The sequence below is a fragment of the Allobosea sp. 05T438 genome, from assembly GCF_056396025.1.
Window position 1 is genome coordinate 1 of record NZ_JBFTKQ010000035.1, and the last position, 15,246, is coordinate 15,246.

At 64.4% G+C, this 15,246-nt stretch carries 12 protein-coding genes and 2 pseudogenes; 11 read left to right on the forward strand and 3 right to left on the reverse strand.

Going from position 1 to position 15,246, the window contains the following annotated elements:
• Positions 1-319 precede the first annotated feature (319 nt).
• Positions 320-1,225, forward strand: a complete 906-nt coding sequence (locus AC1DIN_RS28930) for a MarR family transcriptional regulator (RefSeq protein ID WP_476812244.1) — start codon at positions 320-322, stop codon at positions 1,223-1,225.
• 95 nt (positions 1,226-1,320) lie between these two features.
• Here the strand turns inward: AC1DIN_RS28930 and AC1DIN_RS28935 are convergent, their stop codons facing one another.
• Together AC1DIN_RS28935 and AC1DIN_RS28940 are read right to left on the reverse strand one after the other, a co-directional pair.
• Positions 1,321-2,040 (reverse strand): LysR substrate-binding domain-containing protein, encoded by a 720-nt coding sequence (locus AC1DIN_RS28935; protein WP_476812262.1) that lies wholly within the window; start codon positions 2,038-2,040, stop codon positions 1,321-1,323.
• A 12-nt stretch (positions 2,041-2,052) separates the two neighbouring features.
• Positions 2,053-2,226, reverse strand: a pseudogene (locus AC1DIN_RS28940) (helix-turn-helix domain-containing protein); the annotation flags it as partial.
• Between the two features lie 92 nt (positions 2,227-2,318).
• Between AC1DIN_RS28940 and AC1DIN_RS28945 the strand changes: the two are divergent.
• Both AC1DIN_RS28945 and AC1DIN_RS28950 read left to right on the forward strand, forming a co-directional pair.
• On the forward strand, positions 2,319-3,344 hold the full coding sequence (locus AC1DIN_RS28945) for an amino acid ABC transporter substrate-binding protein (RefSeq protein ID WP_476812245.1): 1,026 nt from the start codon (positions 2,319-2,321) through the stop codon (positions 3,342-3,344).
• Between the two features lie 7 nt (positions 3,345-3,351).
• The gene (locus tag AC1DIN_RS28950; protein ID WP_476812246.1) at positions 3,352-4,656 is read left to right on the forward strand and encodes a threonine synthase; all 1,305 of its coding nucleotides are present in this window, start codon (positions 3,352-3,354) and stop codon (positions 4,654-4,656) included.
• 188 nt (positions 4,657-4,844) lie between these two features.
• Here the strand turns inward: AC1DIN_RS28950 and AC1DIN_RS28955 are convergent, their stop codons facing one another.
• Positions 4,845-5,588 carry a hypothetical protein gene (locus AC1DIN_RS28955; RefSeq protein WP_476812247.1) on the reverse strand — a complete coding sequence of 248 codons (744 nt, stop codon included), beginning with the start codon at positions 5,586-5,588 and terminating at the stop codon, positions 4,845-4,847.
• A 104-nt stretch (positions 5,589-5,692) separates the two neighbouring features.
• Here AC1DIN_RS28955 and AC1DIN_RS28960 point away from each other — a divergent pair, with 104 nt between their 5' ends.
• The 8 genes and pseudogenes from AC1DIN_RS28960 (at position 5,693) to AC1DIN_RS28995 (ending at position 15,010) form a co-directional block, all read left to right on the forward strand.
• A complete protein-coding gene (locus AC1DIN_RS28960) occupies positions 5,693-7,123 on the forward strand; it encodes a chlorohydrolase family protein (RefSeq protein WP_476812248.1) in 1,431 nt (476 codons plus the stop codon).
• Positions 7,124-7,309: 186 nt separating this feature from the next.
• Positions 7,310-8,086: a FadR/GntR family transcriptional regulator gene (locus AC1DIN_RS28965; RefSeq protein ID WP_441473676.1), complete on the forward strand. Its 777-nt coding sequence runs from the start codon at positions 7,310-7,312 to the stop codon at positions 8,084-8,086.
• Between the two features lie 229 nt (positions 8,087-8,315).
• On the forward strand, positions 8,316-9,935 hold the full coding sequence (locus tag AC1DIN_RS28970; protein ID WP_476812249.1) for an ABC transporter substrate-binding protein: 1,620 nt from the start codon (positions 8,316-8,318) through the stop codon (positions 9,933-9,935).
• Positions 9,936-9,953: 18 nt separating this feature from the next.
• Positions 9,954-10,931 carry an ABC transporter permease gene (locus AC1DIN_RS28975; RefSeq protein ID WP_476812250.1) on the forward strand — a complete coding sequence of 326 codons (978 nt, stop codon included), beginning with the start codon at positions 9,954-9,956 and terminating at the stop codon, positions 10,929-10,931.
• Complete coding sequence (locus AC1DIN_RS28980) at positions 10,928-11,773, forward strand: ABC transporter permease (protein ID WP_476812251.1); 846 nt, start codon at positions 10,928-10,930, stop codon at positions 11,771-11,773. The genes AC1DIN_RS28975 and AC1DIN_RS28980 overlap by 4 nt, the downstream gene beginning before the upstream one ends.
• A gap of 76 nt (positions 11,774-11,849) precedes the next feature.
• A pseudogene (gene hydA / locus AC1DIN_RS28985) lies at positions 11,850-13,271 on the forward strand (dihydropyrimidinase); the annotation flags it as partial.
• Positions 13,272-13,302: 31 nt separating this feature from the next.
• Positions 13,303-14,217: an N-carbamoyl-D-amino-acid hydrolase gene (locus AC1DIN_RS28990; protein WP_476812252.1), complete on the forward strand. Its 915-nt coding sequence runs from the start codon at positions 13,303-13,305 to the stop codon at positions 14,215-14,217.
• A 52-nt stretch (positions 14,218-14,269) separates the two neighbouring features.
• On the forward strand, positions 14,270-15,010 hold the full coding sequence (locus tag AC1DIN_RS28995; protein ID WP_441473681.1) for an aspartate/glutamate racemase family protein: 741 nt from the start codon (positions 14,270-14,272) through the stop codon (positions 15,008-15,010).
• Positions 15,011-15,246: the final 236 nt, after the last annotated feature.

A 15,246-nucleotide genomic window follows, 5' to 3' on the forward strand; every position in this document is an offset into this window, starting at 1 on the left:
CCATCAACCGCTTCAGCGCCTCGTCTGGCGTGATCGCATTCTGTGGTGCAGTCTGGGCAAAGACCTGGGGTGAAAGCGTTGCGGCGGCGGTTAAGGCTGCCATGCCAGAAAAAAGGCCGCGGCGGGACAATCCGAATGCGGGCCGGGCACATAGGTCACACATAGCTTAAGCCTCCCCAGATCAGCCTGCGCTGCGAGCGATCCGAGCTGCTAAAGCGACGTTTCATCAACCTTGTCGCCCCACTAACCCTCACAGCAGGCACCGCATTACTGCTACAGGTAATGGAGGCTGCGAAGTCCAAACTTTGCAGGGATTCCCATGAGCCACGTGCTTGAGTCCGAGCCGGTTGCGGCAGCCCTCCACTCTTCCGTTCAGGACTTTGCCGAGCGGAAGACGTGGACCTATGCCGCAACCTTGATGCGCTCGCCAGATTTTGCCGATGCGCTCGAATCCTACTGCGGCGCCATGGTCCAGCCGCCAGGAGTGTCTTGGCCGACCAATAAGGTGTTCGCACAGAAGCTGCGTTACCTCGTCGCTTTCGTTTTGATCGGGAACGATGCGCGTTGGCGCCGCGGCCGCGGGGAGCCGCCAACGCTCGCGGCCCTGCAGCGCGCCGCGCCGGCGAGCGCCAGGCAGATCGCCGGCTTCATCAGCGCGTTGCGCCATGGCGGCTATGTAATCGCCACCCGGGGTAGCGGCGATCGGCGGGCGCTGCATCTGCGCCCGTCGATGGTGCTGCTCCAGGAGATCGCCCGTTCGCCCCTCGCCTTTCTCGAGGCGTCGGAACGGCTGGCGCCTCCGTCGGGCCCGCTCGCCGATCGCTTGCGTGCCGAGGCCGACCCTCTCTCCGACTGGCTTGGCCGCTCGCACGACCGGTTCCATGCCGAAGATATCCTCTTCGCCCCCTTCCCGGGCATCGTCCGATTCACGGAGCATGATTGCGGCTATCCGGTGCTGTCAGCGGCATTCGCAGCTCATTATGCGGCGTTGCTCGGCAGGACACCACCAATCCGGCTATCCTATGGCGCGCTGGCCGAGCGCTTTCGTGTCTCGCGCCAGCATATCGGAAATATCTTCGTCGAGGCTGAGCGGCACGGCTGCTTCACGGTTAGCCATGGTGGTCGGGACATCTCCATCTCGCCCGCCTTCGCGCGAGAATTCGAGACCTGGGCGGCAGGTCAGATGGCGCATTATCGCCTGCTCGCCGAGGAGCAGGTTTTGTGATTCCACAACATGAAGAGTGCGCGGCTCGCAAAGCCGGCTCGCCTCGCTTAACGTCCGCTTATTGGCGGTTGCCGAAGGTCCGGAGTTGGCGCTTGTCATGCGTTGTCGAGCTGAAGCGTAAAACGGTTCCTTACCTCGGCCAAAACGCCTAGGAAATCGCGGACGAGCTGTGGCCGCGGGCGCCCCGGCGGGAAAACAAGATGCTTGCGGAAATGCAGCGCCGGCTCGAAGCGCAGCACCTTGACCCCCGAGCGATCCAGCCCGGCGATCGCCGCTGGGTTGACGAGGCCGATCCCCGCCCCTTCCGAGGCCAGCGCGCAGATCGTAGCTGAATACTCCGCGTCCACGACGACGCGCGGCTTCGTATGCACGGCGGCGAAGGCGGAGTGGAGATCTCGCGACAGGCGTTCGTCGAAATCGAGCTGGAGAAAGGGTTGGTCATGCAGATCCTCCGGTCGGATCACGGCCCGGGATGCAAGATGATGAACGTGCGACAGCACAGCGACCATCCGGTAATCGGCAAAATGCTGATGCTCGACACCATTGAGATCGACCTCTTCTGAGCACAGCCCGAGGTCGAACTGCCCCGATGCTACGAGGTCCCTGACCTGGCTGGACGATTGCACCTGCAAGGTGACGCTGATCTTCGGGAACGCCCTTTGGAAGAGGGCCAGCGCCTTGGGCACAAGCCGCGCTCCCAGCGAATGCAGGCTCGCGATCTTGAGCTCACCCGCTCCAAACTCCCGAATGCGGGCAGCCGCCGCTTCCAGTTTCGCCATCGCCAGGAAGTGGCTGTCGACCTCGCGGAAGAACATCCGCCCCTCGAATGTTGGAACCATGCGGCTGCGAATCCGGTCGAACAGGGCAAAGCCGAGCTCGCGTTCCAGCTCAGCGATGCAGCGGCTGATGGCCGGCTGGGAGACTCCAAGCAGCTCGGCTGCGCGCGACGCACTTCCGCTCGTCATGACGGCGGCGAAGGCTTCGATCTGCCGATGCTGCATCTATCAGCTTTTGTTATCGGGTCTGCGACAGCCGATATTGGACGCATAATGCTGCCCTGCCTAGCCTCGATCGGCCAAGAATGGAGGGGCGAATGATCACAGGTGTCATCAGGACCGCGGCGCTTGCAGGAGGCTTGCTGCTCTTTTCTCTACCGCCGGCTGCCGCAGGGCCGCACCTCGACGCGCTGAGGCAGCGCGGCGTCCTCAAATGCGGCACCTCCGAGGGCACGCCGGGCATCACTATGCCGGACCGCGAGGGCAAATGGAGCGGCATCTACGCCGATCTTTGCCGGGCCATAGCCGCAGCCGTCCTTAGCGACGCGACCAAGGTCGACTTCGTACCCACAACCACCGTGACGCGCTTCACCGCCTTGCAGAGCGGCGAGATCGACGTGCTCTCGCGGACGGCGACCGTAACCTTGACCCGCGAGGCCCAGCTCGGCCTGCGCTTCGCGCCGATCTGGTTCTATGACGGACAGGCGATCATCGTCGCACGCAAGCTTGGCGTCACCAGCGCCAGGCAGCTCAGCGGCGCCACCATTTGCGTCCAGCAGGGCAGCACCTCCGAACTCAACCTCTCCGAATATTTCCGCACGAACGGCATGACCTTCTCGCCGGTGACGGTCGCCGCGCTCGACGCGGTCGAGGATGCGTTCTTTTCCGGCCGCTGCGATGCCTACAGCAACGACTCGACACCGCTGATCGGCATGCGGCTCAAGGCCGAACGGCCCGACGATTATGTCCTGCTGCCGGAACGCCTGTCGAAGGAACCGACAGCGCTCGCAATCCGAAAAGGCGACGAGCAGTTCTACGACGTCGTCCGCTGGGCGGTCTTCGCGCTGATGGAGGCCGAGGAGATGGGCGTGACCTCCGCAAATGCGGCAGAACTTGCCGCGAAAGGCCCGCCAGCCGTCAAGCGCCTGCTCGGCAGCGAGCCGGGACTCGGCAAGGCGCTCGGCCTCGACGAGCGCTGGGTCGCCCGGATGATCGCCGCCGTCGGCAACTATGGCGAGATATTCGAACGCAATCTCGGCAAGGGCTCGCGCATAGGTCTCGAACGCGGCCAGAACGACCTCTGGACGCAGGGCGGCCAGATCTACGCCTTGCCGCTGCGTTGAGGCGAGAATGGACCGCTTCACCGATCGTCGCCCGGAGGCGGCTCCGCCGCCTTGGGTGACCGCGTCGCCATCCCTGGCCGACACCCTGATTTCGATGTCCAATGGCGTTCGGCGCCCGCTCTATCCGCAGGTTCCCCCGTTCGTCGCCCATATCGACGAAACCGGCGCCGAGCCGTTCCATTATCCCTACGAGGTCGGCTACGCCTACGAGCGACTTGCAGACGGCCTTTTTGCGCCACGCTTCGGCAGTGGCCTCGAACGCTGGGCGCCGCTGCTGCCGCCACTCCTGCCCGGCCTGTCCTGCGGCGAGGGCACGACGCCGCTGGTTTCTGCGCCGCAGGCGGCTGCCTGGGCCTGCCTGCCCGAGCTCTTCGTCAAGGACGAGAGCGCCAATCCGAGCTGGAGTCACAAGGACCGCCTGAGCCTTTGCACCGTCAGCGCTGCCGCGGCCGCCGGCGCGCTCGGCACGGTCATCTCTTCATCCGGCAATCATGGCGCTTCGGCCGCGGCCTACTCGGCCCGCGCCGGTCTGAAATGCATCGTGCTTTGCGACGACGCGGTTTCGCCATCCCATGCACGACAGATGCGCGCTTATGGTGCCGCCGTGATCGCGATGCCACGCACCGCGCGGTGGCCGCTCCTTGATACCCTGTCGCGCCAGCCGGGTTGGTATCTGATTGGCAACACGGCGGCGACCCATACCGGCCATCCGTTCGGCCCCGAGGGCTACAAGACCATCGCATATGAACTCTTCCTCGAACTCGGCCGAGTGCCTGCAGCAGTGTCCGTGCCAACGAGTTACGGCGAGCTGCTGTTCGGGATCGGCAAAGGCTTTTCCGAACTCAAGGCACTGGGCCTGACGAAGGAAGAGCCAGTCTTGATCGCCGCCGAGCCTGAGGGTTCGGATGCCCTTGGCCGGTTCTGCGCCAGCGGCTCACCCAGTACTCTGGAGCCGGCCGAAACCATTGCTCACGGTATTGGCTCCGTCCGCGGTGGCTTTCGCGGAATAGCCGCACTGCATCGGTCCAGGGGGCACGCTGTCGCGGTTCACGATCGGGATATTGCGGATGCCCAGGCTGCTCTGGCGCTCGACGGTCTATGGAGCGAGCCGGCTTCGGCCGCGGGTCTCGCAGCATTGCGCATCGCTGCCCAAAGGGCACTCTTGCCACCCGGCTCCATAGTTCACATCTCGACCTCAACAGGTCTAAAAGCGCCCTATCGTGGGACTGTGGAGATTCCACATCTCGCTCACGCCGATTGGGACGAACTGCGCAGGGTCCTGGCGGTTAGCTACAACGTGTCTCTCGACTGACCCAACCACGGCGTGTGGGAGGGCAGGCATAAATAGCCCTTGCCAGCGGCCGCCCAAATGCGCTGGTGCAGGATCATCGCGTCTGCTTTCGGGTAAGAGTGCGATGTCTGCTTTTGGCGCGAGACGGTCAGAGGCGCTCCTACTCTGCCAGTCGTCGAGGCACACGCCGCTCAAATCTTCCCACGAGCTCAGCTCTTTGAGCGCAACTCTGGTCGAAAAAAGTTCACCGGACTTAGCTCGCCGACTTGTCCGCGTGCCGATCTGGCCTTTCCAAGCAAGAGCGGCTTCGTGATCGAACCGGTCATCACGATTTGCCCTGCCCGCAGACCTCCCATCTGGTCCGGCTGGCAGTTGGCATAAGCGAGGAGTGAAGCCAGCGGGTCGATCTGCGGGTGTTCTGCCGTCGCGGCGAAAGCCTCGTCGAGCCAGAGCTGGGCCCTGTATCGTTGCGGCGGAGGTGTCCAGGCGGCGGGCGGGCCGAGGACCGTCGCGCCGTTGCCGAGATAATCGGCAAGATAGAAACCAAAGGGGATCTCGGGCGGCTCGCCGGCACGCGGAATGACGATCTCGAAGGCCGAACTCGCGGACGCGATCGCCGCCACGATGTCCTCGCGCGTGTAGGGAACGGCCCGCGGTGGAAGGTCGCTGGCGAGGCGGAGCGCGAGCTCGGTCTCGATCTTGATGAAGTCACCGGCCGGAAGACCGAGACAGACGCCGTCGCCATGGATGGTCGAGGCCAGAAGCGGCGCACCGATCGGCACGCCGCCGGGGCCGATCGCCACCTTCCAGCCGCCGACGGTTTCGCCAAGGGCCTCGGCAACCTCGCGCTGGACCGTATAGCCGGTCTCATAGGGAATATCGGCAATCGGCTGCATGGTCCGGCCGGTTTCGCGCAGCTCCATCAGAATCCGGGTGGCATCTGCCGGCATCATGCGTTCTCCACTGGGCCGAGAGCTCTTAATCATTATTGATGATGATTGTCCAATGCGATACTGAACCGGCAGGGCCCATGGCTCGGCATCGGGAGGGACGACGCATGCGCAGAATGATCAAGGCTGGCCACATCATCGCTTTTCAGAACGGAGGCCATCGCCATCTCCGCGACGGCGTCGTCGTCTGGGAGAACGACAGGATCATCCATGTCGGCAAAAGTTTCGAGGGAGAGGTCGACGAGGTCGTCGATGCGCCGGAGAAGATCGTCACGCCGGGTTTCATCAACACCCACGCCCATCTGACCGAATCCCCGCTCGACAAGAGCTATGTCGAGGATCGCGGGCCGCGCTCCTTCTATCTCTCGGGTCTGTTCGAGTTCCTGATCGCGCGCGACGTGTCGATCACCGACGACATGCGCCGCGCCTGCATCGCGTTCTCGGTCCCGGAGCTGATCCGCACCGGCACGACCACGATCATGGAGATCGGGGGCTATGGCGAGGATACGGTCAGGATGGCCGGCGGGGCGGGTCTGCGCGCCTATGTCGGCCAGGGCCATCGCTCCGGCCGCTGGTACACCGACGATGGCAAGACGGTGAAATACACCTGGCTGCCGGATGATGGCCAGGACGGCTTAGAAAAGGCCGTGCAGTTCATCAAAAAGCACGATGGCATGATGAACGGCCGCATCAAGGGCTTCCTCACGCCCTATCAGGTCGACACCACATCGGAAGACATGCTGAAGCGCACGCGCGCGGCTGCAACGGAGATGAAGGTGCCGCTGGCGCTGCACGTCTCGCAATCCGTTCCGGAATTCATCGAGATGACGCGCCGCCATGGCTGTACGCCGATCGAATGGCTGAACAAGCTCGGCTTCCTCGGCCCCGACGTGATCCTCGGCCATGCCATTATGCCCGGTGGCACCTCCTGGACGAACTACCATGCCGACGACATCGGTATCCTCGCCGACACTGGCACCAATGTCGCCCACGCGGTCTGGGTCTTCGCGCGGCGCGGTATCGCCATGGAGAGTTTCGCGCGCTACCTCGCCCGCGGCGTCAACATGACGATCGCCACCGATACCTGCCCGCAGAGCATGATCGAAGCGATGCGCTGGACCGCCGTCGTCAGCAAGATCGTCGACCGCCGCACCGACGTTGCGACGGCGGCCGACGTGTTCAACGCCGCCACGCTCAATGGCGCGAAGGCGCTGGGGCGCGACGACCTCGGCCGGATCTCGGTCGGCGCCAAGGCCGACATGCTGCTCTGGGAAGGGCGCAGCATGTTCATGACCCCGGTGCGCGATCCGATCCGCAACATCGTCTATTCCGCGCAGGCCGAGGACCTGAACAGCTCGATCGTCGACGGCGAGTGGATCATGCGGGAACGGCACATCCCCAATGTCGACCTGCCGAAACTCGCCGCCGGCGTTCAGGAGGCGGCTGCGAAGATGTGGGCTGGAACCGAGAACGGCGACTGGGCCAAGCGGACGATCGACCAGCTCTCGCCGGAAAGCTTCCCGGCGTTCAAGCCCTGAGGCGCAGGCGCTTGCGCGGGGCGCGGCGGGCCGATGGCCCGTCGCGCTTTTCCGCTTTCTGGGAGGAAATTCACGCGGATTGTGGATTTAGGATATGCAGGCGGAATGACGATGGCTTGGGGATGTCTTTGCTGCAGGAGCCCGCGTGATTCGCGCAGCGACATCCGGTGCCTGGCGGTGGACCAGATGATGACGAACGGTAACGACGCGGGCTCCGATACGAATCTTCCACTGGAGGATCGCATGCAGCTGATCGCGTTGCGGGTTCTGGCTGAGGCGGAAGGCCCGTCCGGTGCGCTCAGTTTGGCGGGCGCCTTCCGCAGCGCGGGGATCGATGTCGCCGAGGCGACGGCGGGACGTTACCTGCGGCAGCTCGACGAGCTCGGCTTTACCCGCTCGCTTGGCAAGCGCGGGCGTATCCTGACCCCGCAGGGAGAAGACAGGCTCGCAGAACTCGTTCAGAGCGGCAGCCTCGCCGCCCATGGCGCGCGAGTCACGGCCGCTGTCGGCGGCAGCACGATCCAGCAGCTGATCGATCTGCTGCATGTGCGTCGAGCGGTCGAGATCGAGGCAGCCGGACTGGCTGCGCAACGGGCGACCGAAGCGGAGGTGGCGGAAATTGTTGCGGCCGCGATGCAGCATGTCGATTGCGTCGAAGCCAGCAGTCGGGCTGTGTCCGCCCATAATTTCCATGAGCTGATCTCGCGTTATTCTCACAATGAAATGCTCGCGGCGATGACGATGATGCTGCTCGACCCACGGCATGATCCGCTGGCTAAGTTGCTTGACCACATTGCCGACAACACTGGGACCGCGATGAGCATGGCGCTCGACCATCCCCGTATCGCCGAGGCGATCCGCGAACGCGATCCGGCGGAAGCCGAGCATGCGATGCGCCGGCACCTCGATAAGCTGATCGCCGTCGTTCGCGGCTACCGCGATTCGATGCAGGTCGGGGGCTGATCGGCCACTCCGGCCCGAGGCGCTCCATATACAGCCGCGAACAGGGCTTCGATGCCCATCGGTCAGCCATTCACTGCGCTGGCAACGTGCAGGCTGCCTCCCTTCTGGGCGCCGTTTTGCTGAGTTGAGAGCGACCGCATTCAAGTCTTGCCAAACCCAGTATCATCATCAATGATGATTGTATTAATGTCGCATCCGCGCTGCGGGGCGAAAAAAGGGGACAGGTGTGATGACGAAGAGCGGGACGGGATTCCTGACGCGCCGTGCGCTGCTGGGCAGCGCCGCGGCCACGGCCTTGTCGCTGGGAATGGGCGGGGCTGGCGGGGTGCTGGCCCAGGAAGCGCCGCGGCGCGGCGGTGTCCTGACGGTCGCGCTGACCTGGGAGCCGGCCATGCTGACAGCGGCCTTCAACCCTTCGACTCCGATCGTGATGGTCTCCAGCAAGATCCTCGAGGGTCTCGTCGCCTATGACGCCAAGCAGCAGCCAGTGCCGGCCCTTGCAACCAGCTGGACCATCAGCCCGGACGGCCTGACCTACACCTTCAAGCTGCGCGAGGGCGTCAAGTGGCATGACGGCAAGCCATTCACGGCCGCCGACGTCGCCTTCTCGATCTCCGAGGTCTGGAGCAAGCTGCACCCGCGCAGCGGCGTGACCTGGTCGAACCTCTCAGGCGTCGAGACGCCCGATGACATGACAGTGGTGGTGAAGCTGTCCAAGCCTGTGCCGTTCCTGCTCTCGATGCTCGGCAATTGGGACGCTCAGGTTGTTCCCAAGCATCTCTACGAGAACACCGACATCCGCACTAATCCGGTCAACAATGCACCGGTCGGCACCGGGCCATTCGTCTTCAAGGAGTGGCAGCGCGGCCAGTATATCCGGCTTGAGCGCAATCCGGGCTATTGGCAGGAAGGCAAGCCCTATCTCGATCAGATCGTGATGAGGGTCATGCCCGATGGCGGTTCGCGGGCGGCCGCGCTGGAGGCCGGCGAGGCCCAGCTCGGCGTGTTCAACGCCGTCGCGCCCTCGGATCTCAAGCGCCTGTTGACCAAGCCTGAACTGGCGGTGACGACGGACGGCTACCAGATGTTCGCGCCGATGGCGATGGTCGAGGTGAACACGCGCAACGAATACCTCAAGGACAAGCGCGTCCGTCAGGCGATCATGTATGCGCTCGACCGCAAGTTCATCCTCGACAACATCCTCTTCGGCTACGGCAAGATCGCGACCGGCCCGCTCACCTCGGATTCACCATACTATACCACCGACGGCGTGCCGATGTATGGCCAGGATCAGAAGAAGGCCAATGATCTGCTCGATCAGGCCGGATTCCCGCGCAAGGGTTCCGCCCCGCGCTTCAAGCTGACGACGGAGCTGACGCCCTCTCCCGAATTCTCGCGCATGGCTGAGTATCTCAAGCAGAGCCTGGCCCGCATCGGCATCGAGGTTGAGATCCGCTCCTCGGATTCGCCGACCTTCCTGCGCCGCGTCTATACCGATTACGACTTCAATCTGTCGATCAACTTCCTCTTCATGTTCGCCGATCCTTCCGCCGGCGTGCAGCGGCTGTATTACGGTCCCAACATCCGCAAGGGCGTCACCTTCGCCAACGCCTCAGGCTACAGCAACCCCGATCTCGACAAGGTCTGGGAGCAGGCGCGTGAGGAAAACGACCTGACGAAGCGCAAGGCTCTCTTCGCCCAGGCGCAAAAGACCGTCGCCGAGGACCTGCCGATCCTGAACCTGTTCGAGTTCAGCTTTACCACCGTCTACAACAAGAAGTTGCATAGCCCGACGGTCGGCCCGGACGGCGCTTATGGCAATCTGGCCACGGCCTGGCTGGCCGAATAGCGCGATAGGAGCCAGGCCGTGTCGAACCTGCCCCGTTTCGTGGCACGGCGGCTGATGCAGAGCGTGCTCACCATGCTCGTCATCATCGTCCTGCTGTTCGTCCTGCTCCACAGTGCCCCCGGGGACGTCGTCGACGTCCTCGCCGGGGAGGCGGGCGCGGCCTCGCCAGAATATCTGGCGCGCATGCGCCAGCAACTCGGGCTGGACCAGCCACTCCTGGTCCAGCTCTACAAATATGCCTTGAACATCCTCAGCTTCGACCTCGGCTATTCGCTGCGGACCAACCAGCCGGTGTCCGAGCTCATCATGACACGGTTGCCCCCGACCTTCCTGCTGCTCGGCATCAGCATCACCACGGCGGTCGGCGCCGGCATCCTGCTCGGCGTCACCGCCGCGCGCCACGTCAACCAGCCGCTCGACAACGCCATCTCGCTGGCCGCGCTGCTGTTCTATGCCACGCCGATCTTCTGGATCGCACTGATGATGATCGTGCTGTTCTCGGTTCAGCTTGGCTGGTTCCCGACCGGCGGCATGACCACGCTGGGCGTGCGCCTCTCGACCTGGGAGCGGATCCTCGACATCGCGCGCCATGCGGTGATGCCAAGCGCGGCGCTCTCGCTGTTCTATATCGCCATCTACACGCGGCTGATGCGGGCCTCGATGCTGGAGGTCCAGAACTCCGACTACGTCCGCACTGCCCAAGCCAAGGGGCTCTCCGACGGCACCGTCGCGTGGCGTCACGTCTTCCGCAACGCGCTCCTGCCGATCGTCACGATGGTCGGGCTGCAGGTCGGCTCGCTCATCGGTGGGGCCGTGCTGATTGAAACCGTCTTCGCCTGGCCGGGGCTCGGACGGTTGGCTTCCGAAGCGATCTTCCAGCGTGACTTCAACCTGCTGATGGGCGTGCTGGTCATCAGCTGCGTGCTCGTCCTCGTCATGAACATCGTCGTCGACATCGTCTACGCGCTGGTCGACCCAAGGATCATCCTGTCGTGACGCTCCTTCGCAGCAAGTCCCTTCGCGCGTTCTGCCAGCGCTGGACCAGCGTCCTGGGCTGCGTGCTCCTGATCGCGATCGTCGCCATGGCACTGCTCGCATCGCTCGTCTTTCCCGAGGACCCCTGGTCGATGGTGACCCGCCCGATGCTGTGGCCTGGCGAGGAAGCCGGTTTCCCGCTCGGCTCCGACGCGCTGGGGCGCGATCTCGCCGCCGGCATCTTCCACGGCGCCCGGATCTCCCTCAGCATCGGCATCGCGGCGACGCTGGCGGCCCTGTTTCTCGGCATCGTCGCGGGCGCCTTCGCCGGCTATCACGGCGGCAAGGTCGACGACATCCTGATGCGCTGCACGGAATCCTTCCAGACCGTGCCGCCCTTCCTGCTGACGATCGTGATCGTGACCCTACTTCATCCCTCGCTCCTCACCATCATCCTCGCCATCTCGCTGGTCTCCTGGCCGCCGGTGGCGCGTCTGGTCCGGGTTGAGTTCATGACGATGCGCGAGCGCGACTTCGTGCTGGCCTGCCGCTCGATCGGCATGAGCGATGTTCGGATCATCTTCCGCCAGATCCTGCCCAACACGCTCTCGCCGGTGATCGTCACCGCCTCGATCATGGTCGCGAGCGCGATCCTGACCGAGTCCTCGCTGGCCTTCCTCGGGCTCGGCGACCCCAATGTGATGAGCTGGGGCACGATGATCGGTGCCGGCCGCGACCAGCTTCGCACCGCCTGGTATCTGACGGCCATTCCCGGCGTCGCCATCCTGCTCACCGTGCTCGCCATCAACCTGATCGGCGAGGGCCTGAACGACGCCCTCAATCCACGGCTGCGCAATAGCTGACGCGGAACGAGAGTGACGGAACGATCTCTCGAAGACCTCCCGGCGCCCGGGTCCGAAGGGGCAAGGCGCTGCAAGACAACAGATGAGAAAGGGAAGCGACGCGATGGATGTGATCATCCGCAACGGAACGGTCGTCAGCACGGCCGGGCTCTCGAAGGCCGATATCGGCATCGCCGACGGCAAGATCGTGCAGATCGGCGGCAGCTTCCCGAAAGCAGCGCGGGAGATCGACGCCGCCGGCTGCTACGTCATGCCGGGCGGCATCGACGTGCACACCCATATCGATGCAGGGGAGGGGGAGCGGCGCTCCGCCGATGATTTCCGCTCGGGCACGATCGCGGCGGCCTGCGGTGGGACGACGACGATCATAGACTTCTGTGCGCAGAAGCGGGGCGGCAGCCTCGCCGACGCGATCGCCCATTGGGATGCCAAGGCGGCCGGCAAGGCGGCGGTTGACTATGGCTACCACATCATTGTCACCGACATGAACGAGGCGGTTTTCGCGGAACTCGCGACCCTGCCCGAGAAGGGCATTCCCTCCTTCAAGCTGTTCATGGCCTATCGCGGTGAGGTCATGATCGACGATACCGTCCTGCTCAAGGCGCTCGAACAGGCCAAGCAGAGCGGCGCGCTGGTCATGGTCCATGCCGAGAACGGCGACGCGGCCGATTATCTGCGCGACAAATTCGTCGCGGAAGGCAAGACCGCGCCGCTCTACCATGCGCTGAGCCGGCCGCCCCGCGTCGAGGCCGAGGCGACGGCGCGCGCCATCGCGCTGGCCGAGATCGTCGGCACTTCGATCTACATTGTTCATCTGACCTGCGCAGAGGCGCTCGACGAATTGCTGCGGGCCAGGCGGCGCGGCGTAGACGCCATCGCCGAGACCTGCACGCAATATCTCTACCTCACCAAGGACGATCTCGACCGGCCGGGCTTCGAGGGCGCCAAATTCGTCTTCACGCCGCCCGCCCGAACCAAGGCCGATCAGGAGCTGCTCTGGGACGCGCTGGCCGATCGGGTTTTGGAGACCGTCTCCTCCGATCACTGCTCCTGGTCGTTCGGCCGCCACAAGGTCCTCGGCAAGGACGATTTCCGCCAGATTCCGAACGGCGCTCCCGGCGTCGAGGAGCGGATGATGTTGGTCTATCAAGGCGTCAATGAGGGGCGGATCGGCCTCACCGAATTCGTCGACCTCGTCGCGACCCGTCCGGCCCAGATCTTCGGCCTGTTCCCGCAGAAGGGCACCATCGCCGTCGGCTCCGACGCCGACATCGTGATCTGGGATCCCGAAGCCGAAATGACGATCACGCAATCAGCCATGCACAACGCCATGGACTACTCCTCCTATGAGGGGCGCAGCGTGAAGGGCCTGCCGCGCATGGTGCTGCTGCGCGGCAAGACGGTCGTCGAGAATCGCGATTACGTCGGCGAACCCGGCGAGGGCCGCTTCCTCAAGCGTGCGCGCTACCGGCCACGCGGCAACGCCGCCCTGCGCTGAAACGGAAACCATCGGACAAGGAGGCAGGACAGTGCCAGGCAAGATCATCCTCGCGGTCGCCCAGCAGGGGCCGGTCCAACGCAGCGACAGCAGGGAGCGCGTTGTGGCGCGGCTCATCGACATGCTGAAGCAGGCGGCGGCGCGAAACGCGGAATTCGTCGTTTTCCCCGAGCTCGCCTTCACCACATTCTTTCCGCGCTGGCTGCTGGAGGACGAGGCCGAACTCGATTCCTTCTACGAGACGCAGATGCCGGGTCCGTCGACACGACCCTTGTTCGAGGCTGCGGCGCAACTCGGCATCGGCTTCAATATCGGCTTCGCGGAACTCGTGGTCGAGGGCGGGGTCAAGCGCCGCTTCAACACGGCGATCGCCGTCGACAAGGCCGGCCGCATCGTCGGCAAGTATCGCAAGGTCCATCTCCCCGGCCACAAGGACTACGAGGCCTACCGGCCGTTCCAGCATCTGGAGAAGCGCTATTTCGAGCCGGGCGACCTCGGCTTCCCGGTCTATGAAGTCGAGGGTTTCAAGCTCGGCATGTTCATCTGCAATGACCGGCGCTGGCCCGAGACCTGGCGCGTGATGGGTCTGAAGGGCGCCGAGCTGATCTGCGGCGGCTACAACACGCCGCTGCACAACCCGCCCGTGCCGCAGCACGACCATCTAAGCTCTTTCCACCATCTGCTTTCGATGCAGGCCGGCGCCTATCAGAACGGCGCCTGGACTGCCGCCGCCGGCAAGACCGGTGTCGAGGAGGGCTGCATGCTGCTCGGCCATTCCTGCATCGTCGCGCCCACGGGGGAACTCGCTGCCCTGACAACGACACTGGAGGACGAGGTCATCACGGCGGTCGCGGATTTCGAGCGCTGCCGGGAGATCCGCGACAACATCTTCAACTTCGCCCAGCACCGGCAGCCGAAGAACTACGCCCTGATCACCGCCGAGTAAGGGCAGGATGACTGCAGGGCGGTGCCCCGCAGTCGCGCCGCAGAAGAGAGGCATGAGGATGAAGCTCAAGGTCATCAATCCCAACACGACGCTGTCGATGACCCGCAAGATCGGCGAGGCGGCCTTGGCAGTTGCGCGGCCGGGCACGGAGATCCTCGCGGTCAGCCCGGCCATGGGGCCGGTCTCGATCGAAGGGCACTACGACGAGGCGATCAGCGCTCTCGGCGTCCTCGACGAGGTGCGCAAGGGCGCGGCCGAAGGCTATGAAGGCTACCTGATCGCCTGCTTCGACGACCCGGGCCTGCGCGCCGCCCGCGAGATCGCGAATGGCCCGGTCGTCGGCATTGCGGAGGCGGCCATGCACATGGCCTCCTTCATCAGCGGCGGCTTCTCGATCGTGGCAACGCAGCATCGCAGCCGGATCATCCTCGAGCATCTCGTGCGCGCCTACGGCATGGACCACGCTTGCCGCAGTGTGCGCACCACCGAGCTCGCGGTGCTCGACCTGGAGACCGAGGGGAAAGATGCAGCCTCGGTTATCCTGGCCGAGTGCCGGCTGGCCATCGCCGAAGACAAGGCCGACTGCATCGTTCTCGGCTGCGCCGGCATGGCCGATCTCGTAGACCCACTGGCCCGCGAACTCGGCGTGCCGATCGTGGACGGGGTGGCCTGTGGCGTCAAAATCCTGGAAGGCCTCATCGACCTGCGGCTGTCGACGAGCCGCAGCGGCGGCTATGCTTCTCCGATCGCGAAGCCCTATCTCGGCGAGCTCGTCCGCTTTCAATCTCCGTAGCGTTAGGCGTCCCGCATATCTGCGACGGGAGGATGTGCGTGGTTGAACACGTGCTGGCAATGAAGGTCCGCTATCAGGCAGGCAGCCAATTTCCGCTTTTGGCGCAAGGGAAGCCCTGAACGCGGGAGCGGATAATGGCAAGCTTCCCGAGTTTCGGAGGGCGCGCGTAAACGCGATCGGCCTGCAACATTCGCCCATTCTTCGGAGCAAAATTCGGCCGTTCTGCCGCCCGCCTT

Bases quoted from the DNA above. Each gene is read 5' to 3' on its own strand.
- AC1DIN_RS28995 (WP_441473681.1), top strand. From the start codon at position 14,270: ATGAGGATGAAGCTCAAGGTCATCAATCCCAACACGACGCTGTCGATG.
- AC1DIN_RS28965 (WP_441473676.1), top strand. From the start codon at position 7,310: ATGATGACGAACGGTAACGACGCGGGCTCCGATACGAATCTTCCACTG.
- AC1DIN_RS28945 (WP_476812245.1), top strand. From the start codon at position 2,319: ATGATCACAGGTGTCATCAGGACCGCGGCGCTTGCAGGAGGCTTGCTG.
- AC1DIN_RS28935 (WP_476812262.1), bottom strand. From the start codon at position 2,040: ATGTTCTTCCGCGAGGTCGACAGCCACTTCCTGGCGATGGCGAAACTG.
- AC1DIN_RS28970 (WP_476812249.1), top strand. From the start codon at position 8,316: ATGACGAAGAGCGGGACGGGATTCCTGACGCGCCGTGCGCTGCTGGGC.
- AC1DIN_RS28950 (WP_476812246.1), top strand. From the start codon at position 3,352: ATGGACCGCTTCACCGATCGTCGCCCGGAGGCGGCTCCGCCGCCTTGG.
- AC1DIN_RS28955 (WP_476812247.1), bottom strand. From the start codon at position 5,588: ATGATGCCGGCAGATGCCACCCGGATTCTGATGGAGCTGCGCGAAACC.
- AC1DIN_RS28930 (WP_476812244.1), top strand. From the start codon at position 320: ATGAGCCACGTGCTTGAGTCCGAGCCGGTTGCGGCAGCCCTCCACTCT.
- AC1DIN_RS28960 (WP_476812248.1), top strand. From the start codon at position 5,693: ATGCGCAGAATGATCAAGGCTGGCCACATCATCGCTTTTCAGAACGGA.